Below are 19,815 nucleotides of genomic sequence, written 5' to 3'. Positions count from 1 at the left end.
ATTTTTGACATCGAACCAGTTCCTTGTTGGAACACCGGTATTTATGTCAAAACATACTTGAAGCATTATAAATGCCCAAAGAATCTTTTCTTCAGAACAGGATAAAAAGTGTGGGATATGCCCTAAAGGGCATGCTTCTATTGCTACGCACAGAACCCAGCATCAAGATTCAGTTCGTTATAGCATTAGCGGTCACAGCCCTTGGTTTTTATTTTAAAATCTCCAGTACTGAGTGGATACTTCAACTACTATCCATTGGTTTGGTAATGGGCGTAGAAGGTGTAAACACCGCAATTGAAAAAATCTGCGATTATATTCAGCCCAAATTGGACCCGAAAATTGGTTTGATAAAAGATATTTCTGCAGGAGCCGTTATGATAGTATCGGTCATAGCAAGCATCATTGGTTTGATTATCTATGTACCCAAAATCTTTTAGTAAAATCCAAGACCTCGAGTAGCAACGTAAATTTGTAACTTAGCCCCGCTTAAAAAGAATTGATGGCCAAAAAAAGAACAAAATCAAAATCAAAAAAAACTACAACTGCCAAAAAGAAGGTGTCTTTTAAACCTTCCAAGCAGAACAAAATCATTTTTGGTAGTCTTTTGATAGTTCTCAGCATTGCACTTTTCTTCTCGTTTATGTCATTTTATTTCACATGGCAAGAAGACCAGAGTATGCTTTCCCAATTTGCGGACCGCAATGCCCAAGCCAGTAATTTACTGAACAAATTTGGCGCAAATGTAAGTCACTTTTTTATGTACAAAGGTTTTGGACTTGCTTCCTTCGTTTTTCCATTCCTATTGGCTGTTACGGGACTTTATCTTTTTCTTGGTTTAAATGGAAAACGCCTTATTTCCAAATGGATTTGGGGCATGGTCGGAGTCATCTGGGGCTCCATTGCTCTAGGTTTTTTTGCTGCAGACTTTCCGTTGTTGGGAGGACTTATCGGTTATGAAATGAATGATTTCCTTCAAGATTACACAGGTAAAATCGGCGTATTCTTGATTCTGATATTTGTTTTGATGGTGATTTTGGTACAACTCTTCAATTTTACCCCAGAAGGATTTGCCAATTTCTTCCGCCGTCAAAAACAAAAAATTAAATCTGATTTTAGGGAGGAACCATCGGTTCAAACCACGGAAACTTCAATAGAAAATGAAGAAGGAAGTATCACATTAAGCACTGATGATTCCGTTCCCGAAAAAATAGATACCTATACACACAAAGAACATATTCCTCCATTAAACGAGGAAGCGGGGCTTGATGTCAACCTTCCGCAAGAAGAAGAGTCCGATCTTGATCTAAAAGTCGAAGAAACCACTATTGAGGAAGAAACCGATGCCAAAGCGGCCAAATTGGTAGAGGATTTTGGTGAGTTCGACCCTAAACTGGAATTGGGCAACTACAAATTCCCCACTCTAGATCTCTTAGAAGCCCATGGCGCTTCCGGAGGGATTACCATCAACCAAGAAGAGCTTGAAGAGAACAAAAACCGGATTGTAAGTACTCTTAAGAATTATAAAATAGGCATTGCCCAGATCAAAGCGACTATTGGCCCTACGGTAACCCTATATGAAATTGTACCCGAAGCGGGAATCCGTATTTCCAAAATCAAAAACCTGGAGGACGATATTGCACTTTCATTAGCTGCTTTAGGAATCCGTATCATCGCCCCTATTCCTGGAAAAGGAACGGTAGGTATAGAGGTGCCGAACAAAAATGCCACTATTGTTTCGATGCGGTCGGTGATTGCATCGAATAAATTCCAAAAAGCGGAAATGGAACTGCCCATCGCTTTCGGAAAAACCATTAGCAACGAGACTTTTGTAGTGGATTTGGCCAAAATGCCCCACATGCTTATGGCAGGTGCCACGGGTCAGGGTAAATCAGTAGGGCTGAATGCGGTCATCACTTCCCTACTCTATAAAAAACACCCCGCAGAAGTTAAATTCATATTGGTAGATCCAAAAAAGGTGGAATTGACGCTTTACAATAAAATTGAACGTCATTTTTTGGCCAAGCTTCCGGATTCTGAAGAAGCTATAATTACGGACAACACCAAAGTAATCAATACACTGAATTCCCTTTGTATTGAAATGGACAACCGCTACGAGCTGTTGAAGAAAGCGATGGTGAGGAACGTTAAAGAATACAACACCAAGTTTAAAGCCAGAAAATTGAATCCGAATGATGGGCACAAGTTTTTGCCATACATTGTTTTGGTGATTGATGAGTTTGCCGACTTGATCATGACAGCGGGCAAAGAAGTGGAAACCCCGATTGCCAGATTGGCACAATTGGCCCGTGCCATCGGTATTCACTTGATCATCGCCACGCAAAGACCATCGGTTAACGTAATTACAGGTATCATTAAAGCGAACTTCCCTGCTAGGATAGCGTTTAGGGTAACCTCAAAAATTGATTCCAGAACTATTTTGGACGCCCAAGGTGCTGACCAGCTTATAGGTCGTGGAGATATGCTCTACACCCAAGGAAATGATGTTACAAGGCTTCAATGCGCGTTTGTGGACACCCCTGAAGTAGCTAAAATAACTGATTACATTGGTTCGCAACGTGCCTACCCCGAAGCACACCTGCTGCCAGAGTATGTAGGTGAGGAATCTGGCACAAGTCTTGATAATGATATCGCGGACAGGGATGCCATGTTTAGGGACGCTGCTGAAGTAATTGTAACCGCCCAACAAGGCTCAGCCTCCCTGATACAACGAAAATTAAAACTGGGATACAACAGAGCAGGTAGAATTATAGATCAATTAGAGGCTGCCGGAATTGTAGGACCATTTGAAGGAAGTAAAGCAAGACAGGTTCTTGTACCCGATATGTATTCTTTGGAACAACTATTAGAAAATGAAGCAAAATAAGACCATGATCAAGAAAAATATTCTTTTTATAGCATTGTTTACCGTTGGACTTTTTTCCTACGGTCAGAACTCCGATAAGGCCAAAGCACTTTTGGATGAAGTATATAACAAGGTGCAGAGCTACGACAATATTTATATTGATTTCCAGTCCACCTTGGAAAACACAGAGGCCAACCTAAAACAGGAAACCAATGGTAATGTAACTTTGGATGGTGAAAAATATCTATTGAACTATTTTGGAGCCACACAATTGTATGATGGCAAAAAAGTATACACCGTAGTCCCGGAAAATGAAGAAGTAACCATTGAGGACGTCAACGAGGACAATGACAACGTTAGCCCATCTAAAATGTTGACATTCTATAAAACAGGTCACAACTATCAATGGGACATTCTTCAAAATGTAGGTGGGAGAAAAATTCAGTATGTAAAGTTGATTCCCATTGACTCCAATACTGAAATAAAATCCGTGCTTTTGGGAGTAGATACGCAAACGAAGCACATCTACAAACTGATTCAAACGGGAAACAATGGTACCAAAACCACCATTACCGTTAATTCTTTCAAAACCAATCAGCCCATATCGAGTACTCTGTTTACCTTTGACGAGAAAAAGTACGAGGACAAAGGGTACTACATTATAAGAAACTAGGCATTGAAAATACTTGATCAGTATATACTAAGAAGATTTCTTTACAACTTCTTCAGTTCCTTTTTCATTCTGATTGTCATATTCATTTTTCAGGGAATATGGCTGTTCATCGATGATTTAGCAGGAAAAGGACTTGGCATGGTAATTATTGGCAAGTTTATTTTCTACTTTATCCCGACCCTTGTTGATAAGGTGTTACCTCTTACGGTACTGCTGTCCTCCATCCTTACCTTTGGTACTTTTGCGGAAAATTATGAGTTCGCGGCTATGAAAGCTTCAGGGATATCACTGCAAAGAGGTATGCGAAGCCTTATTGTTTTTGTACTATTCTTGGGTGTAGTAACTTTCTTCTTCGCCAACAATGTGATTCCAAAATCTGAACAAAAAATGTTCAACCTAAGACGGAATATTGCCAAAGTAAAACCTGCCGCCGCTATCACCGAAGGGGTTTTCAGTGATTTTGAAGGGACCGGCGAGGGTATGAATATCAAGGTGGACCGAAAGCATGGGGAGCAAGATCGTTTTTTGGACAATGTCATCATCCATAAAAAAACCAAGCAAAACATAAACAATACGGTGATCAAGGCCAAATCTGGCGAATTGATCAGTAGTGAAGAATCTGATATTATTCAATTAGTATTGAAGGATGGCAACTACTATGAAGATGTGATGCCTAAAGATGCCAAAGAGCGCAGAAAACAACCTTTTGCCAAATCAAACTTTGAGACGTACACCATCAATATTGATATTTCAGAGCTCAACGATCAAGATTTGGAAGAAGACCAAAATATTACGACCAACAAAATGAAAAATGTAGGTCGACTTATCAAGGATATCGACTCCCTACGTGAAAACAATCTTGAAAAAGTAGAAGCATTTTCCAAGAATGTGGTTACCCGTATGGGTGCTTTTCCCATACAGACTCCAACGGATAGTACTCAAAAAAACTTACAGCTCATTAAACCTAAAAAAAAGGCTAAAGAAATTAAGGTGGACTCTATAAAAACCGTAGATGATTTTATGGAAAGTTTGGAGCAATGGGAACAAATGCAAGTAATGAAAAAAGCCCAAAATGAGGTTTCCAGTATCTTGAACACCGTTAAGTCCAAAAAAGATGAACTACAAAGCAGATACAAGTTCTATAACAGTCATATCTTGTCGCTCCATCAAAAATATGCGCTTGCACTTTCGTGTATTATTTTGTTTTTTGTAGGAGCACCCTTAGGAGCCATTATCCGAAAAGGAGGCTTGGGACTGCCCATGGTAGTTGCCATTATCTTATTTTTGACTTATTATTTTATCGGGGTATTTGCCGGCAACTATGCCAAAGAAGGGAATATTCACCCTGCCATTGGAGCTTGGCTCCCTACATTGATTATGTTGCCTTTGGGCGTTTCACTCACGAGAAGGGCAACCGCCGATAAAGGATTAATAGGATTTGGTCACTTTATAGACCGTATTAAATCATTATTTAAAAAGAAAGATAAAGAAGCGGAAGACCAATGATTACTAAGGACAAAAAAATACAGCTAAACGCCATTGAAGAAGCCATTGCCGATATCAGGCAAGGTAAAGTTATAATTGTGGTGGATGATGAGAACAGGGAGAACGAAGGTGATTTTTTGGCTGCGGCGGAATTGATTACACCGGAGACCATAAATTTTATGGCCAAACATGGCCGTGGACTTATCTGCGCCCCCCTTACAGAAGGTCGATGCAAGGATTTGGGGCTTCACAAAATGGTGAGCCACAATACAGACCCATTGGAGACTGCTTTTACAGTTTCCGTGGATTTAAGAGGTAAAGGGGTAACCACAGGAATTTCTGCTGGAGACAGGGCCAAAACGGTGCTTGCCCTTACAGATAAAGAAACCAAACCCCATGAACTGGCGAGACCGGGACATATTTTTCCTTTGATCGCCAAAGAAGGTGGTGTATTACGCCGAACCGGGCACACCGAAGCTGCCATTGATTTTGCTCGATTGGCTGGATTGGAACCAGCGGGAGTTATTGTGGAAATCATGAACGAAGATGGTTCTATGGCACGACTGCCACAATTGTTGGAAGTTGCGAAGAAATTTGACATTAAAATTGTTTCCATTGAGGATTTAATCGCTTATCGAATGGAGCACGATAGTCTAATTGAGCTTAAGGAGGCATTTACCATAAATACCAGATTCGGGGAATTTAGATTGCGAGCTTACCAACAAACTACCAACGATCAAGTTCATATTGCTCTGCTCAAAGGAAATTGGAAAAGTGGTGAACCTGTATTGACACGTATTAATTCCACTTTGGTAAACAACGATATGTTGGGCACCTTGACCAATAATCCCGATGAAGGTTTGCAACGCATGTTCGATGCTTTGAATGCGGAGGAAAAAAGCGCCATGATCTTTATAAACCAAGGTAACCAATCCATGAATCTGTTGAATAGACTGTCCGAGTTTAAAAAGCTTCAGGGCGAAGGAGTGACCAAGGCTCCAAAAATTGAGATGGATAATAAAGACTTTGGTATAGGCGCACAGATTTTACACGACCTTAATATCTCCAAGATTCGTTTATTGACCAATTCAGGGCAAACCCGTCGTGTAGGTATGGTAGGCTATGGTCTTGAGATTGTGGAGTATGTGAACTACTAAAGTGATGCTTTAATTGCCTCAACCATTTTGTCCGCGCGTACCGTCACCTCTTCCTCGGACCAGCCCAGTTTAATCAAGCAGGAAATGTTTCGTGACATCCATTTATCGGATTCGGAGAAATCAGCTTTGCTGTAGTCCGGTAACGACTCTTTTACATCTTTTGGCAAATTGCCCAATGATTTCATTTCGGTTAGATGTTCCCACTTTTTATAATAGTGCCAATTGTTGTTGTACCAGTAAAAACATCCATCCACTCCATGATCGGTCAAAGCTTGATGGGCCTTTTGAGCGATATCTTCGCTAGGTAAAAAGAAATTCAGAAAAGAATAGTTCTCCTCTCCCCCATCCGGTACAGTTCTAAAAACCAATTCGGGAATGCTGGACAATGCCTCTCGCAAAATAGTGTAGTTTCTTTTCTGAATAGCTATAAACTCATCCAAACGGGACAACTGTGCCACACCGACTGCGGCATTCATTTCTGAAATACGGAAATTATATCCCAAAAACGGATGGTCCTCCGCTCCTCTATTGTTTCCGATATGGTCGTGACCGTGATCGGAGTATTTATGGGCATTCTGATAATACGATTCATTCTTGGTAATAACAGCTCCGCCCTCTCCACAAGTGATAGTTTTTACATAATCAAAAGAAAAACACCCTAAATCTCCAATACTCCCCAAAGGTTTTCCATCGTAGGTTCCTCCAATGGCCTGACAAGCATCTTCCAACAACAATAGATCATGGTTGTCACAAATAGCTTTCAAGGCATCCAAATTGGCCATGGAACCACACATATGTACGGGCATCACCACTTTGGTTTTTGAAGTAATGGCTTTTTCAACGGCTTCAGGTTTCAAGGTCAAGGTGTCATCAATATCAACCAAAACAGGAACCGCGCCCAATGCCAAAATAGATTCAAAACTGGCCACAAAAGTAAAAGTGGGCATAATTACTTCATCCCCTGCTCCAATACCCGCACTTGCCAAGGCCACGGTCAATGCCGCCGTACCACTACTTATGGCATGTGCGTATTTAGATTGCATTCTTTCCTCTAAAGCAGTTTCAAGCTCCTTCGCTTTCCAATGTCCATTTCGCATGGCATCAAACCCGTAGCGCATCAACACTCCAGAGTCCATAACATCTTGCACTTCTTTTCTTTCCTTGTCCCCAAAAAGTTCAAATCCAGGCATACTACTATTTTATTTTAAAAGAACCATAGTTTGATAGCCATCAGCACTACGGCAATTACTAAAAATGTTTTTATAAAACCGTCCCCTTTTTTAACAGAGAACCTACTGGCGAACCATGCTCCCGAACCATTTCCAATAGCCAAAATAAGCCCAAGTTTCCAATCAACTTTATCATTAAATACGAAAACCGCCAATGCCGCTAACATGTAAATAAAAACCACGGCTACTTTGGTGGCATTTACCCGAACCAAATTCATTCGATTATAAAAATGCATGAACAGCATCATTAAAAAGCCAAGACCTGCATTAATAAAACCACCGTAGATGCCAAAAAAGAAAAAAACAATTATAGCTACCCAAAGGTATTTTCCCGTGAGTCGTTCCTGCATCTCCTCTACGCGCATTTTGGGTTTAAAAATGATGATAAGCACCACGGCAATCATCACAATGGCCAAAATCCGATTAAAGGTTTCCCCATCTATGTCGACAGCAATATAAGCACCAATAATGGAACCTAAAAAAGCGGAAATCCCTAAATAAATATTGAAAGGGTAGGTGGAAATGCCCTTGCTCTTAAAACCAGCGGTTGCCATCGCTGTTTGAATCACTATGGCTACCCGATTGGTACCGTTTGCCACAGCAGGCGGTAATCCTAAAAAGATAAGCGTAGGAAGGGACAACAAGGAACCACCTCCTGCTACTGTGTTTATAAAACCTACTGCAAAACCTACAGCGACCAAAAGCAAATAGTGGTACCATTCTAGCATAAAAACAAAGGTATGACCATTGTTTTGAACGTACATACTGATTTTTACAAAGTTTAGAATTCTTAAAATACAATCATTATACTTTCATATTTTGAATACTTCTCAATATTTGATGGTAAAAAAATGTCAATATGTTAATATTTGTTACATTAGAAATAACTATAAAATCCATAATCATGAAAAAAATCGCATTATTTACATTGGCTGTAATTTTCGGTTTATCCTTTGGTCAAGCCCAAGGTGACTTTACAGCAGGAATCCATGGAGGTCTTCCCATAGGAGATGCCGGAGATTTAGCAACATTTGCCATTGCCGTGGAATTAGGCTATTTGTTCGATGTTTCTGATGAATTCAAAGCCGGTCCCACTTTAGGTTATTCCCATTCTTTTGGTGAAGATATAGATACGGGTTTTGGAACCTTCGAGGTCGATGATATTCAATTCTTACCTATTGCAGCTGCAGGGCGTTTCAGTATTACTGATGAATTTTCGCTAGGAGCTGACCTTGGTTACGCCATTGGAATCAACGATGGTAATGATGGAGGCTTTTATTACGCGCCAAGAGCGGCTTATTCCGTGAGCGAAGCTATAGACATTGTCCTAGCTTACAGAGGGGTTTCCCTTGATGGAGGTAGCTGGGACATTATCTCTCTGGGATTAGAGTTTGGAATTGATTGATGCAAATCAATATATTAATGATAATCCGGTATGCTTTACATATGCATATCGGATTTTTATTTTTATGTAACAATAATGCAAAAAGGTCTTTTGGGATAACAAAAAGCTTTATATATTTGCACCCGCTTAGGAGGAATGGCAGAGTGGTCGAATGCGGCAGTCTTGAAAACTGTTGAGGGTCACACCTCCGGGGGTTCGAATCCCTCTTCCTCCGCGATCAAGCGCAACTTTGTTCAGCTTGAAAAAATAAATCCCGTCAAGTTTACTTGAACGGGATTTTGTTTTTTTAAGATGTGAATTCCAGAGGAATTCAAAGTTGCATTTGCAAAATGTGGTTATAGGGAAAACCAAAAGTAATCCATCTTCCTCCGCAAACGAAACCCACAGTAAAAAGTTGTGGTTTTTTATATACGCTCTGGTTGAATGCTATTTTAAAGTTCCAACCTCAATTCCCAGGCATCGGCTTATCCTCATAAAAATCCTTGAACGTTTTTTCGGTAGTATAATCATCCCTTAAAACCTTGTACACGGTAACAACGAGAGAAACCTGTCCTAAAACAGTGAGGTAAAATATCCAATTAAAGGCCAAGTCCATTGCGGCAAAAATGGTAACCGTCACCAAGATAAGGGTGGTTAAACCCAGCCAGTCCATTGCAGAAATTTTCATATAATAAGCTTTTTTCAATTTTGTTTAACAACATCCTAATTTAATTAAACATTTTGTATATTTCATGAAATTGCTGTTAAATAACAAAAGACCTCAGCTCATAAATCAAGATACCTCATGTTCGGATTGTTCAAAAAGAAAACTGAAAAAGAAAAACTACAAGAAAAGTACGCCAAACTCCTAAAAGAAGCACATGCACTCTCCACTACAAATAGAAAACTTAGTGATGAAAAAGTGTTCGAGGCTGAAGAAATCATGAAAAAAATTGATCAATTGGATTAGAACTCCCGAAGTGAAAATACCTTGTCAATTGCCTTGGATTGTATTGATTCCAACTTCCTTTGATGATTTACAATCTTGAGTTGAGTTAAAATTATTCACAAGTACAATAATTTATAGCTTCAATTACTACTAATTCGACCACATCTAAATCCAATCTGAATTGCTCACTTCATCGCTTAACCGAAAAAAAAGTAACTTAATCCTTAAATAAAAGTATGATTTAGGGTAACCCAAAAAATATATTCCCTCTAATCATAAATGATACCTTTACATAGAACGTCAAATAAAACCGACCGATGAATTGAACCCGTATGAAAACAAAAAAAGAGTTACGTGCGCGATGCTGGATAGATATTGACGGAAAAAAGTTTTTTGGCCCTGGACGGGCACAACTTTTAATGATGATTGATAAAAACGGTTCGCTGTCCAAAGCTGCCAAGGAAATGGGTATGTCTTACCGAAAAGCATGGTCCATGGTGGAAGATATGAATCAAAGAGGACAGCAACCTTATGTGGAACTCCACAAAGGAGGGGCCCAAGGCGGAGGGGCTGAATTAACGGAAACCGGAAAAAAAGTACTTTCCACCTTCCTCTCAATGAACGAAAAAATTACCGCAACCATTCAACAACATACGGATGAGATGTTGGCTCTGATTTAAATCTTAATGCCAAAACCGTGCAATAAAATCAACCGCAACCCCACGTAAAGCACCAAAATACTGGTCAGCACCCCTAAAAACTTCAGATTGAATTTTTTGTTGGACAGGTAAGACCCGATACTGCCCCCAATTACCACGGCAACCACAAGTTTTAGCATCAACTCACTGTTCAGTTTGAAGGTTCCTGCTACATTGAGGCCAATTAAACCAGAAATGGAATTGACCAAAATGAATATAGAGGCCAAGGAAGCCACTATCCTTGGATTAGCCCATTTTAAAAGATTCAAAACCGGTGATAGGAAAATACCTCCGCCTATTCCAGAAATTCCAGAAAGTAATCCAATACCTCCGCCCAGAAACATTTTTTTGGAATTGGAAAATTGTTTCGAATCCAGTTGGTTCTTGGCAAAACGAAGTAACATAAAAACGCCTGCCAAAATCAAGGCTCCTCCCAGCACCATAAAAAACATCGTTTGCGATAGTCGCACCTGCGCCCCAAGGTATGCAAACGGAATACTCATCACTAAAAAAGGCCAAAACAACTTCATATCAAAAACTCGGTTCCTGATAAAAACAATGGTTCCGATGGTCACCACGCAAATATTTAAAATAAGTGCCGTGGAACGTATCTCGTAAAAATCGGTTAGGAAAAGGCTTAGAATAGCCAAATAACTGGAACCTCCCCCAAATCCGACCGAGCTATAAAAAAGTGCAATCAGAAAAAAGACAACGGGCAAATATTCAACGCTCATTGGTTAGGAGATTAGTTTACATTTAATCAGGTCTCCTTCTTCAAGCTTTTCCTCTTTATCTATAAAAGCAAGGGCGTTTCCTTTGGCCATAGATTGAATCATTGATGAGCCTTGACCGTCCAAAATCTCCACTTTTCCATCAAAAACAGCTGCTTTTAGAAAAGAAGGACGTCCAAAACGATTCTCGTAAGCGTGTTTTATCGGGAATTGATACGTAGTTAAACCAGCTTTCGGATACCCAGATAATTTTTGAAGCAGCGGAAGGACGTACACATAAAAACAGGTAAGTGAAGATGCTGGGTTGCCAGGCAGGGCAAACACGAACTGATTTCCCTTTCGCCCAAAATATAATGGCTTTCCTGGTTTTTGAAACACTTTGTAAAACAATTCGTTAACTCCATTTTCTTCGAGGGATTGTTTTACAAAATCATAGTCGCCAACCGAAATTCCTCCAGAAATAATCAGTATGTCGCAGGATTCCAAAGCAGTTTTGATGCCAGCTTTGGTGGCCTCAAAATCATCTTGTATTTGTGTTTTTTGATGGTGTTCAAAGCCAAATTGTTGTAGTGCACCCGAAATCGCGTAGCTGTTGGATTCATATATCTGACCCTCGGTCTTGGGTTGACCAGGTTTTACCAATTCATTTCCTGTGGTGATAATGTTCACTCTAGGTTTCGAAAAAACTTTCAAGTTTTCTAATCCCAAGCTTCCCATCAACGCCAAAGAAGGTGGATTTAAAATGTGGCCTTCTATAAATACCTCCTGCCCTTCTTCCAACTGACCGCCTTTTTTACGGATGTTTTGACCAGCTTTGGGCATTTCATCCAAGAAAAGCGTGTTTTCTTTTACCGAAGTTTTCTCCTGCATCATTACCGCAGAAGTGTTTTGAGGCACTTTGGCACCTGTGAATATCCGAACCGCTTCGCCATCATTCATTAAAATTTCTTTGGAATCACCAGCAGCTACCTCCCCTACCAGTTGATACCCTTGATAAAGTCCACAAAGGGCATATCCGTCCATCGCAGAATTGTCAAACTCGGGCACATCAAAAGGGGATGCCGTATTTGTGGCAAGGGCATAGCCAAGAGACTCTTCAAGCGGCTTTGTTTCACTTTTTAAAATGATTTTTTGGTCTTCAATAATGTGAAGTGCTTCTTCAATCGTAACCATTAGCCTCCTATTGAAATCATTGAACGGTTTTGCTCGTAGTGTTCGGCATCCATCTTTACATCCATACCGTCTCTAGAATGCTTTTTGGATTTAATGGCTTCCAAAATAGTCTTATCTATCTTTTCGCCGTTCCGCATCGGGGTCAACAAATCAGTTTCGGACGTGGCAAACAGACAATTCTTCATCTTGCCATCAGCCGTAAGGCGAATACGGTTACATTCATCACAAAAAGGATTGGTAATCGTACTCACAATGCCAAAACTGCCTTTGTGTCCCTTTACTTTAAAATTGGTGGAAGTACTGTGCTTTGGATTTTGTAAGGTCTCTATTTCCCCGAACTTGTCGCCAACAGTCTTTAAAATTTCGTCCTTGGACACGCCCTTGCTCCAATCCCATTTATTGCCTTTGAACGGCATAAACTCAATAAACTTTGGAGTAATATTTCTATCCTTGGTCAAAGCAATAAAGTCATTGATTTCGTTATCGTTCACACCCTTGATCAATACAATGTTGAGCTTGATGTCCATATCCATATCCAAGGCCATCTCCAAGTTGCGCATAATGCGCTCGTAATAATCCCGCTTGGTGATGAATATGGATTTGGCTTTGTCCAGCGTATCCAAACTAAAATTGATTTTACGCAGTCCAATTTTATCGAATAAGTCCAGGTATTTGTCGAGAACAATTCCATTGGTGGTCAGTTTGAGGGTAACGCCTAATTTGGCCAACTCTTCGACCAAATAGCCGAAGTTCTTTCGAACCAAAGGTTCACCGCCAGTCAAACGTACCGTATCCACCCCCAAATCCCTGAAAGTTCTTGTCATTTCAATGATTTCCTCCAAGGTCATAATACTGGGTTTTTCCATCAACTCAATACCTTCTTCCGGCATACAGTAAAAGCATCGAAGATTACATCGGTCCGTCAACGAAATGCGAAGATAGGTATGTGGTCTACCGAAATTGTCTAGTATTTGTGGTTTCTTTTCAATCATGTCTTTTTCCTTCTATCACTTTAAATGCGTGCAGCACGTGGGGGAAAATCGCATCCATCGATTCTGCTGCTCCTTTGGTGGAACCCGGCAGTGCCAGAATGAGTTTACCATCCTTGATGCCCGCGATGGAACGCGAGAACATCGCATACGGCATCCGATTTTGCCCGTAGCTTCGCATTTGTTCTTCTACTCCTTTTAGTTTGATGTCCAACAAGGGTTCCAAGGTCTGTGGAGTGACATCTCGGGGTCCTACGCCCGTTCCTCCCGTAAAAATCAACAAGTCAGCAGTTGTGTTCTCTACTTTTTTGATGATTTCCTCAGCTTCATCTGGGATGATACTTTTTTGGGATTCCACTCCCAGTGCTTTTAGTTTTTCAACAATGGCCTCTCCTGCCCTGTCCTCGCCCTTTCCTTTGGAAATGGTATCGGAACAAACGACTACATCCGCAGTCAACCCTTCTGAATTTATTTTAAATGAGGATTTTCCTCCTTTTTTCGATTTGAGTCGAATGGTGCCGATTTCAACATTCTTGTCAATCGGTTTGAGCATATCGTACATCGTAAGCGCAACAACGCTCGCTCCGTGCATCGCCTCTACTTCTACCCCTGTTTTATAAATGGTTTTTACCGTCATCGAAATGATGATATCCAGCCCATCAATTTCATAGTCGATTCCCGTGTACTCAATAGGCAACGGATGACAATCGGGCAAGAGGTCTGGTGTTTTCTTCACTCCCAACAATCCAGCTGCTTTCGCCATTTCAAACACATTCCCTTTGGGAACTTCGTTATTTTGGATAGCCTCTATCGTAGCTTGACTGCTCATTTTTACAATAGCTTCCGCGGTTGCTTCCCGCAAAGTGGTCACTTTATGTGTGATGTCTACCATTTACTTGTTTACTTTCCATTGATGGGTTTCGTCCTCAAAAATCTCTTTACCGAATACGGGCACTTTCGCCTTGATTTCCTCTACAAAAAAGTTGGTGGCCGCTATCGCAATCTTTCGGTGTGCCGATGATGTGAACACAAACAAGCACAGCTTGCCTACCTTTATTTTGCCCAAACTGTGATAAATATGGGCACATGTAATATCGAACTTGGCAAAAGCAGCTTCACGGATTTCGTGAAACACTTTTTCCGCCATTTCCTCATAGGCCGTGTAATCGATAGCGGTTACGGTTTTCCCATCCACTTCGTCGGCCCTGATTTGCCCCAAGAAAATACTGTGGGCACCAATATTGGTCTTACTTTGGTGGTTGGCCACCGAATTGGCTATTTTCTCGGGTGGAATCGCTCCTTGTACAAATACTTTTTTTGGTTTTTTCTTATCCATCAATAATTGTTTCTATTCCGCCTTCCACATTTTTAAGGTTGTGAAAGCCAAATTCATTTTTAAGGATCTCTATGGCGTTTTTGCTTCGCTTTCCTGACTGGCAGAACACAAAAACTTCCTGATTGTTAGGAATTTCTTTGTGTCGTGATGTTAAATCATTAAAAGGAATGCTCAATACTTTTTGTCCTTTTGGTTTCGGCTGTTCAAATACTTCGCGAACATCAAGGTACCAATGTTCCTTGTTCTTTAAGTCGCAATCAATATAAACTGGGGCTATCCCTTCTTTCCTTATTTTTTCAATTTCTTCAGGGCGCTTATTTATTTTGATGGTCTGCTCATTGGCCTGCATCATATTAATGAGCTTTATTTTTCCCGAAAGCACCTCGCCTACCCTAAGAATCATTTTGAGTACTTCTGCAGCTTGAAGGGTTCCCAGAATACCTGGCAACACGCCCAGTACACCCGTGGCCTCGCAACTGATGTTCTGTCGCGTACTTTTTGGGAAAACGCAGCGATAGGTTGGTCCATCTTTATAATTAAAGACTGACAATTGCCCTTCATTTTTATAAATCGAGGCAAAAACCCAAGGTTTATCAGCTAAAATACAGGCATCGTTGAGCAAATATTTGGTTTCAAAGTTGTCGGTACCGTCCAAGACAATATCGTATAGTTTGATAATTTTCTCGGCGTTTGCAATCGTCAACGGTTCCTTGTATACCTCAAACTGTACCTCGCTGTTCTGTTTTTCCAAATGTTCTTTGGCAACAAGTGCTTTGGGTTTTCCCACGTCCGATTCTTGAAACAACACTTGTCTGTGCAGGTTGGACTTATCGACTTTGTCGTGGTCCATTAGACCAATTGTACCCACTCCTGCGCCGACCAGATACATCGCGGCAGGACAGCCTAATCCACCTACACCAACAATCAATACCTTGGCATTGCGAAGTTTCTCTTGCCCTTCCAGGCCAACTTCCGTGAGTTTTATTTGTCTGTCGTATCTGCTCATCCTCCTGCGAACGGCGGCAACAAAGCCACTTCGTCCCCATCTTTTAGGGTTGTTTTATCATCCAAATTTTGATTTACCGCAATCTGCACGGAATCTTTATCTGCAATCGAAAGCCCGTATAGGCATTGTTCTTTTAGCTCCGAAGCGGTAAGTTCTCCATTGAATTCCATAACCTCTTCGGACTTATCAGCAGCTTCGGCCACCAAACCAAAATATTTAACCGTTACTTTCATACGTCCATTTGCTTTAGTTGCTGTACATCTTCTTCAGTATCCACATCAAATCCTCCATTTTTGAAAGTTTCCGTGCAGAAATTAAAATTTTCCAAGTGCATTAGCTTCTTGGCTCCTTCGTCTCCTTCCAATTTCAACAACAGCGGAAATGCTGCTTTACCAAAAATGGCCGGCACTCCAATATTATCACCATACTTTGAATATGTCGCTTTAGGATTCTTGGTCAATTGGGTATGCACCAACTTGATTAAATTGGCACGTTCCAAAAAGGGTTGGTCCGAGACCAAAAAAAGTATATGGTTCAATCCATTTTCCTCTGCTAGGGCAGCTTCTAGTCCAATTTTAATGCTAGAGGCCATACCTTGTTCCCAATTGGAATTGATTACCACTTTAAAACCATCCGAGCTTATCTTTTGCTGAATTTTGTCTTGATTGGAACCCAACACCAAAATCTTGGTCTGAAATCCCAACATATCCACTTTGGCCATGGTATGTTCCAAGAGGGTATTCCCTTTGAATTCCACCAATTGTTTGGGTCGACCCAATCTTGATGAGCCTCCTGCTGCCAAAACAACAACCGCTATGTTTTCTTCTGCGCTCAAATGGATATTTTTTGAAATTGATTTACTTCTTTATCGTGAATGGGTTCCGTTTTCTGCTTTAATGGTCGGGCATTTTTATTCTTCAATACACTTTGAATTTCTGCGAGAACGGACAATCCAATCTCTGCCGGTGTCTCTGCTCCTATTTCTAGCCCTACGGGTGCGTGAATTTTGTTTAAATCACCTTTGGATACTTCTATTCCATCATCTACAAGCTCGTTGAGCATACGGTTATATTTTTTTAATGGACCTAATATACCTATGTATGGTATCTCAGATCTTCCTAGCAAAAGTTTGAGCACCGCTAAATCATAATTGTAATTGTGGCTCATCAGCACAAAACAAGTCCGGTTGTCTATCTTGATATTTTGCAAGGTTTCTTCAGGCTTTGCTACAATTACTTGACACGAACCTACAAAACGCTCTTTGTTCGCGTGCGTGGGTCGACCGTCGGTCACAGTGACCTTCCAGCCCAAGAGTTCTGCTTGCTGAGCAAGAATTTGTGCATCGTTCCCTGCTCCCACCAAGACCAGGTTTACTGGTGGTTGATGTTTCTGAATAAATAGATAATGCTCCTTGTCATTAATCGCTAGCACTCCAAAACAGGAGATACCCTCATTGATAACCTCTTTGCTTTTGAAAAGCAAAGCTTTGTGCAAATTATCAGGTATTTGCTTGCTCGCAACAGCATGATTTTCATCTGCAATCAAAATGGTTCCGAGTTGTTTCTGGCTTTTATCCAAATCAAAAACAATTGAAATGGTCATTGGAACTTCTTCTTTTGCAAGCTTTCTTAAAAGTTCACAGGAATTATTGGCATCGGTATAATCCATGGGTTCAAAAAGCACCTGAATGATTCCATTACAGCCCAATTGTGCTCCGATTACCGCATCATCCTCGTCGCTGGTATCGTAAGTGACCAGTTTGTTTTCCTGTCTGTCCAAGGCAAAAAGTGCCTTTCTGAGTGCATCTCCTTCCAAACAGCCTCCGCTGATGGCTCCTGTAATATTTCCATACTCGTCCACCAACATTCTTGCGCCTGCTCGGCGATAAGAGGAACCATCAACGTGTACAACGGTAGCCAAAACACACCGAATATCCTGTGCTTTTAACTCTTGATATTTTGCTGTGATGACATCCAACTCCCTCATACAATACTAGTTTTTAGTTGGTTGACGGCTTTTTTAATTTCAAAAACGGCTTTTTCAATATTTTCAGAAGAAGTGTTTCGCCCTGTACTGATTCGTAAACTGGCTAAAGCAATATCATCTTCAATTCCCATTGCTTTTAACACGTGGGATGGGTTGACTTGGTTCGCGGTACAGGCAGAACCGCGAGAAACGGCCAAAATGTTCAAATAGTGAAGTAGTTTGGTGCCATCCACTCCCTTGAAGGAAACGTTGGTGGTATTGGGCAAACGAGTTTCATTTACACAATTGATGACTGTCCCCTCTATTGTTAAAAGTTCATGCTCCAGTTTATTTCGTAAGTTCAAGTGTTTTTGACGGTTTTCCTCAATGCTTTGTTGAGCTATGCTACAAGCTTCACCTACACCAACGATTCCCGGTACGTTCAAGGTCCCTGGGCGAACTCCTTTTTCGTGATTACCCCCATATAAATGTTTTTCGATGGAGATATTATTTTTTTTATTTAAGTAAAGGACACCAACTCCTTTGGGACCATATATTTTGTGGGATGAAAAAATAGCTATGTCAATTCCCAAATCCTCCAGGTCAACTGGAATTTTACCAACAGCTTGTGTAATATCAGACATTACAGCTACTCCTTTGGAGTGCGCTAATTCGGTTATAATTTTAATAGGATGAATCAAGCCTGTTTCATTGTTGGCCAGCATCAGACAAATCAAAATTGTAGACAATTTTATGGATTCTTCCAACTCATTCAAATCAACATTGCCATTTGCGTCAACATCCAAATATGTAACTTCAAATCCATCGGCTTCCAAAGCCTCCAATGTTTCAAGAATCGCTTTGTGCTCTGTTTTGCAAGTAATAATATGGTTTCCTTTGCTCCTATTCTTTTTACAGAACCCAAACAGCACTAAATTGGCCGCCTCTGTAGCGCCAGAGGTAAAGGTCAATCCAACAGGTCTGCTATTCACAAGTTTGGCTACCTGATTCCTCGCAATTTCAACAGCTTCATTGGCATACCACCCAAATGAATGGTCACTACTGGCATTACCAAAATTTTCGGTAAAATAGGGCAGCATTGCCTCCACCACGCGAGGCTCGGTCGGTGTAGTCGCATTGTAATCCAGATATATTTTTTTCTTTAGAGCCAAATTATCATCGTTATGCATTATTATGCATAACGCAATTTAATAAGAATAAGAGCGAATTGCATACATTTTTCAAATCATTATGAAATATTTTTCAAAAAATTCTTTGGTCATTAACCCTTTAATCGTAATATTGCAATGAATAAATTATAATCATGGGCTTAACCAAAACTGAAATATTCACGGACAAGCAGAATCAAATTGCGCAGTATGCCAAGGTGTTTGGTCACCCAGCGCGTGTTGCCATATTACAGTACTTGTTTAAACTGAATGCCTGTGTTTGTGGAGATTTGGTAGATGAAATCGGTTTGGCGCAACCCACTATCTCTCAGCATTTAAAGGAATTAAAGAATTTAGGATTAATCAAAGGAAATGTTGAAGGGACTAGCGTTTGCTATTGTATTGATGTCGAAAACTGGAAAAAGATGAAGACTGTGATGTCCACCTTTCTGGACCAAGACCTGAATCAAAAAGATTGCTGCTAAAAAAATTTGAACCCATTAATCGTGATATTACAATAAATAGATATAGTTATGAAGTTAGAAGAAGTAAAATCAGCTTTAAATCAATTAGAAACCATTGCCTTCCAATTACCCAACGGGGAATTAGTGCCAAACCACTTCCATGTTACCGAAGTTGGTAAAATAACCAAGCATTTTATTGATTGTGGTGGTACCGTACGCAATGAAGAGGTGGTGAATTTCCAGCTTTGGGATGCAAATGATTATGATCACAGACTTCATCCTGAAAAACTGACACATATCATTGAGCTGTCCCAAAAAACTTTGGACATTGGAGATTTGGAGGTAGAAGTGGAATATCAAGGTGATACTATCGGAAAATTTGGACTTGACTTTGACGGAACTAACTTCTTATTGACTACCAAGCAAACTGATTGTTTGGCAAGAGAAAAATGCGGTGTTCCTGCTGAAAAACCAAAAGTTAAATTATCCGAAGTACAAACTTCTGAATGCTGTACTGCAGGTAGCGGATGCTGCTAATTCAAAA

Annotated in this window: 23 protein-coding genes and 1 tRNA gene; 11 read left to right on the top strand and 13 right to left on the bottom strand. The window is 40.5% G+C overall.

All coding sequences use genetic code 11. The features are described 5' to 3' along the window. The first annotated feature begins 71 nt into the window (after window positions 1-71). From D2V08_RS11365 to ribB, 5 genes are all read left to right on the top strand, one after another. On the top strand, window positions 72-437 hold the full coding sequence (locus D2V08_RS11365; protein ID WP_119608263.1) for a diacylglycerol kinase family protein: 366 nt from the start codon (window positions 72-74) through the stop codon (window positions 435-437). Between the two features lie 62 nt (window positions 438-499). Beyond that, a complete protein-coding gene (locus D2V08_RS11360; protein WP_119608262.1) occupies window positions 500-2,884 on the top strand; it encodes a DNA translocase FtsK in 2,385 nt (794 codons plus the stop codon). Between the two features lie 4 nt (window positions 2,885-2,888). Next, on the top strand, window positions 2,889-3,536 hold the full coding sequence (lolA1, locus tag D2V08_RS11355; protein ID WP_119608393.1) for an outer membrane lipoprotein periplasmic chaperone LolA1: 648 nt from the start codon (window positions 2,889-2,891) through the stop codon (window positions 3,534-3,536). Between the two features lie 3 nt (window positions 3,537-3,539). Continuing rightward, the gene (locus D2V08_RS11350) at window positions 3,540-5,042 is read left to right on the top strand and encodes an LptF/LptG family permease (RefSeq protein ID WP_119608261.1); all 1,503 of its coding nucleotides are present in this window, start codon (window positions 3,540-3,542) and stop codon (window positions 5,040-5,042) included. Further along, entirely contained in the window at window positions 5,039-6,178 is a 1,140-nt protein-coding gene (ribB, locus tag D2V08_RS11345; protein WP_119608260.1) for a 3,4-dihydroxy-2-butanone-4-phosphate synthase, read from the top strand. Before D2V08_RS11350 ends, ribB begins: the two co-directional genes overlap by 4 nt. Here ribB and D2V08_RS11340 read toward each other — a convergent pair. After that, window positions 6,175-7,368: a DegT/DnrJ/EryC1/StrS family aminotransferase gene (locus D2V08_RS11340; protein WP_119608259.1), complete on the bottom strand. Its 1,194-nt coding sequence runs from the start codon at window positions 7,366-7,368 to the stop codon at window positions 6,175-6,177. The genes ribB and D2V08_RS11340 overlap by 4 nt on opposite strands. 14 nt (window positions 7,369-7,382) lie before the next feature. After that, window positions 7,383-8,135, bottom strand: a complete 753-nt coding sequence (locus D2V08_RS11335) for a sulfite exporter TauE/SafE family protein (RefSeq protein ID WP_119608392.1) — start codon at window positions 8,133-8,135, stop codon at window positions 7,383-7,385. Window positions 8,136-8,311: 176 nt separating this feature from the next. Between D2V08_RS11335 and D2V08_RS11330 the strand changes: the two genes are divergently transcribed. Next, window positions 8,312-8,812 carry an outer membrane beta-barrel protein gene (locus D2V08_RS11330; protein WP_182835528.1) on the top strand — a complete coding sequence of 167 codons (501 nt, stop codon included), beginning with the start codon at window positions 8,312-8,314 and terminating at the stop codon, window positions 8,810-8,812. A gap of 129 nt (window positions 8,813-8,941) precedes the next feature. Continuing rightward, window positions 8,942-9,026, top strand: a tRNA-Ser gene (locus D2V08_RS11325). Window positions 9,027-9,257: 231 nt separating this feature from the next. On the opposite strand, the gene D2V08_RS11320 is transcribed toward D2V08_RS11325, so the two are convergent. After that, complete coding sequence (locus D2V08_RS11320; RefSeq protein WP_119608258.1) at window positions 9,258-9,479, bottom strand: hypothetical protein; 222 nt, start codon at window positions 9,477-9,479, stop codon at window positions 9,258-9,260. A gap of 117 nt (window positions 9,480-9,596) precedes the next feature. Here D2V08_RS11320 and D2V08_RS11315 point away from each other — a divergent pair, with 117 nt between their 5' ends. After that, on the top strand, window positions 9,597-9,761 hold the full coding sequence (locus tag D2V08_RS11315) for a Lacal_2735 family protein (protein ID WP_119608257.1): 165 nt from the start codon (window positions 9,597-9,599) through the stop codon (window positions 9,759-9,761). A 311-nt stretch (window positions 9,762-10,072) separates the two neighbouring features. Beyond that, window positions 10,073-10,420 (top strand): winged helix-turn-helix domain-containing protein, encoded by a 348-nt coding sequence (locus tag D2V08_RS11310; RefSeq protein ID WP_119608256.1) that lies wholly within the window; start codon window positions 10,073-10,075, stop codon window positions 10,418-10,420. On the opposite strand, the gene D2V08_RS11305 is transcribed toward D2V08_RS11310, so the two are convergent. The 10 genes from D2V08_RS11305 to D2V08_RS11260 are packed head-to-tail and all read right to left on the bottom strand — an operon-like array spanning window position 10,417 to window position 18,828. Continuing rightward, a complete protein-coding gene (locus tag D2V08_RS11305) occupies window positions 10,417-11,172 on the bottom strand; it encodes a sulfite exporter TauE/SafE family protein (protein ID WP_119608255.1) in 756 nt (251 codons plus the stop codon). The genes D2V08_RS11310 and D2V08_RS11305 overlap by 4 nt on opposite strands. 3 nt (window positions 11,173-11,175) lie before the next feature. After that, the gene (locus D2V08_RS11300) at window positions 11,176-12,342 is read right to left on the bottom strand and encodes a molybdopterin molybdotransferase MoeA (RefSeq protein WP_119608254.1); all 1,167 of its coding nucleotides are present in this window, start codon (window positions 12,340-12,342) and stop codon (window positions 11,176-11,178) included. Then, window positions 12,342-13,334 carry a GTP 3',8-cyclase MoaA gene (moaA, locus tag D2V08_RS11295; RefSeq protein WP_119608253.1) on the bottom strand — a complete coding sequence of 331 codons (993 nt, stop codon included), beginning with the start codon at window positions 13,332-13,334 and terminating at the stop codon, window positions 12,342-12,344. The genes D2V08_RS11300 and moaA overlap by 1 nt, the downstream gene beginning before the upstream one ends. Continuing rightward, window positions 13,327-14,223, bottom strand: a complete 897-nt coding sequence (moaCB, locus tag D2V08_RS11290; RefSeq protein ID WP_119608252.1) for a bifunctional molybdenum cofactor biosynthesis protein MoaC/MoaB — start codon at window positions 14,221-14,223, stop codon at window positions 13,327-13,329. Before moaCB ends, moaA begins: the two co-directional genes overlap by 8 nt. Next, window positions 14,224-14,667 carry a molybdenum cofactor biosynthesis protein MoaE gene (locus tag D2V08_RS11285; protein ID WP_119608251.1) on the bottom strand — a complete coding sequence of 148 codons (444 nt, stop codon included), beginning with the start codon at window positions 14,665-14,667 and terminating at the stop codon, window positions 14,224-14,226. It lies immediately after the preceding gene. Beyond that, a complete protein-coding gene (locus tag D2V08_RS11280) occupies window positions 14,660-15,673 on the bottom strand; it encodes a HesA/MoeB/ThiF family protein (protein WP_119608250.1) in 1,014 nt (337 codons plus the stop codon). Before D2V08_RS11280 ends, D2V08_RS11285 begins: the two co-directional genes overlap by 8 nt. Further along, window positions 15,670-15,906 (bottom strand): MoaD/ThiS family protein, encoded by a 237-nt coding sequence (locus tag D2V08_RS11275; RefSeq protein ID WP_100818470.1) that lies wholly within the window; start codon window positions 15,904-15,906, stop codon window positions 15,670-15,672. The genes D2V08_RS11280 and D2V08_RS11275 overlap by 4 nt, the downstream gene beginning before the upstream one ends. Next, a complete protein-coding gene (locus tag D2V08_RS11270; protein WP_119608249.1) occupies window positions 15,903-16,508 on the bottom strand; it encodes a nucleotidyltransferase family protein in 606 nt (201 codons plus the stop codon). Before D2V08_RS11270 ends, D2V08_RS11275 begins: the two co-directional genes overlap by 4 nt. After that, entirely contained in the window at window positions 16,505-17,659 is a 1,155-nt protein-coding gene (locus D2V08_RS11265; RefSeq protein ID WP_119608248.1) for an XdhC family protein, read from the bottom strand. The genes D2V08_RS11270 and D2V08_RS11265 overlap by 4 nt, the downstream gene beginning before the upstream one ends. After that, complete coding sequence (locus D2V08_RS11260; RefSeq protein ID WP_245980575.1) at window positions 17,656-18,828, bottom strand: cysteine desulfurase family protein; 1,173 nt, start codon at window positions 18,826-18,828, stop codon at window positions 17,656-17,658. Before D2V08_RS11260 ends, D2V08_RS11265 begins: the two co-directional genes overlap by 4 nt. Window positions 18,829-18,962: 134 nt before the next feature. Between D2V08_RS11260 and D2V08_RS11255 the strand changes: the two genes are divergently transcribed. After that, entirely contained in the window at window positions 18,963-19,292 is a 330-nt protein-coding gene (locus D2V08_RS11255; RefSeq protein ID WP_119608247.1) for an ArsR/SmtB family transcription factor, read from the top strand. Between the two features lie 48 nt (window positions 19,293-19,340). Next, window positions 19,341-19,808: a DUF6428 family protein gene (locus D2V08_RS11250; protein ID WP_119608246.1), complete on the top strand. Its 468-nt coding sequence runs from the start codon at window positions 19,341-19,343 to the stop codon at window positions 19,806-19,808. Window positions 19,809-19,815: the final 7 nt, after the last annotated feature.

Source organism: Flagellimonas lutimaris, from assembly GCF_003581615.1.
Lineage (GTDB): Bacteria > Bacteroidota > Bacteroidia > Flavobacteriales > Flavobacteriaceae > Flagellimonas > Flagellimonas lutimaris.
This window is presented reverse-complemented; position numbering and strand designations above follow the sequence as displayed.

Excerpts from the sequence above, each read along its gene's own strand:
- D2V08_RS11365 (WP_119608263.1), top strand. The coding sequence starts at position 72 with ATGCCCAAAGAATCTTTTCTTCAGAACAGGATAAAAAGTGTGGGATAT.
- D2V08_RS11305 (WP_119608255.1), bottom strand. The coding sequence starts at position 11,172 with ATGAGCGTTGAATATTTGCCCGTTGTCTTTTTTCTGATTGCACTTTTT.
- D2V08_RS11275 (WP_100818470.1), bottom strand. The coding sequence starts at position 15,906 with ATGAAAGTAACGGTTAAATATTTTGGTTTGGTGGCCGAAGCTGCTGAT.
- D2V08_RS11265 (WP_119608248.1), bottom strand. The coding sequence starts at position 17,659 with ATGAGGGAGTTGGATGTCATCACAGCAAAATATCAAGAGTTAAAAGCA.
- D2V08_RS11280 (WP_119608250.1), bottom strand. The coding sequence starts at position 15,673 with ATGAGCAGATACGACAGACAAATAAAACTCACGGAAGTTGGCCTGGAA.
- lolA1 (WP_119608393.1), top strand. The coding sequence starts at position 2,889 with ATGATCAAGAAAAATATTCTTTTTATAGCATTGTTTACCGTTGGACTT.
- D2V08_RS11335 (WP_119608392.1), bottom strand. The coding sequence starts at position 8,135 with ATGCTAGAATGGTACCACTATTTGCTTTTGGTCGCTGTAGGTTTTGCA.
- D2V08_RS11310 (WP_119608256.1), top strand. The coding sequence starts at position 10,073 with ATGAAAACAAAAAAAGAGTTACGTGCGCGATGCTGGATAGATATTGAC.
- D2V08_RS11250 (WP_119608246.1), top strand. The coding sequence starts at position 19,341 with ATGAAGTTAGAAGAAGTAAAATCAGCTTTAAATCAATTAGAAACCATT.
- D2V08_RS11330 (WP_182835528.1), top strand. The coding sequence starts at position 8,312 with ATGAAAAAAATCGCATTATTTACATTGGCTGTAATTTTCGGTTTATCC.
- D2V08_RS11300 (WP_119608254.1), bottom strand. The coding sequence starts at position 12,342 with ATGGTTACGATTGAAGAAGCACTTCACATTATTGAAGACCAAAAAATC.
- D2V08_RS11260 (WP_245980575.1), bottom strand. The coding sequence starts at position 18,828 with ATGCATAACGATGATAATTTGGCTCTAAAGAAAAAAATATATCTGGAT.
- D2V08_RS11255 (WP_119608247.1), top strand. The coding sequence starts at position 18,963 with ATGGGCTTAACCAAAACTGAAATATTCACGGACAAGCAGAATCAAATT.
- moaA (WP_119608253.1), bottom strand. The coding sequence starts at position 13,334 with ATGATTGAAAAGAAACCACAAATACTAGACAATTTCGGTAGACCACAT.
- ribB (WP_119608260.1), top strand. The coding sequence starts at position 5,039 with ATGATTACTAAGGACAAAAAAATACAGCTAAACGCCATTGAAGAAGCC.
- D2V08_RS11285 (WP_119608251.1), bottom strand. The coding sequence starts at position 14,667 with ATGGATAAGAAAAAACCAAAAAAAGTATTTGTACAAGGAGCGATTCCA.
- D2V08_RS11315 (WP_119608257.1), top strand. The coding sequence starts at position 9,597 with ATGTTCGGATTGTTCAAAAAGAAAACTGAAAAAGAAAAACTACAAGAA.
- moaCB (WP_119608252.1), bottom strand. The coding sequence starts at position 14,223 with ATGGTAGACATCACACATAAAGTGACCACTTTGCGGGAAGCAACCGCG.
- D2V08_RS11320 (WP_119608258.1), bottom strand. The coding sequence starts at position 9,479 with ATGAAAATTTCTGCAATGGACTGGCTGGGTTTAACCACCCTTATCTTG.
- D2V08_RS11340 (WP_119608259.1), bottom strand. The coding sequence starts at position 7,368 with ATGCCTGGATTTGAACTTTTTGGGGACAAGGAAAGAAAAGAAGTGCAA.
- D2V08_RS11360 (WP_119608262.1), top strand. The coding sequence starts at position 500 with ATGGCCAAAAAAAGAACAAAATCAAAATCAAAAAAAACTACAACTGCC.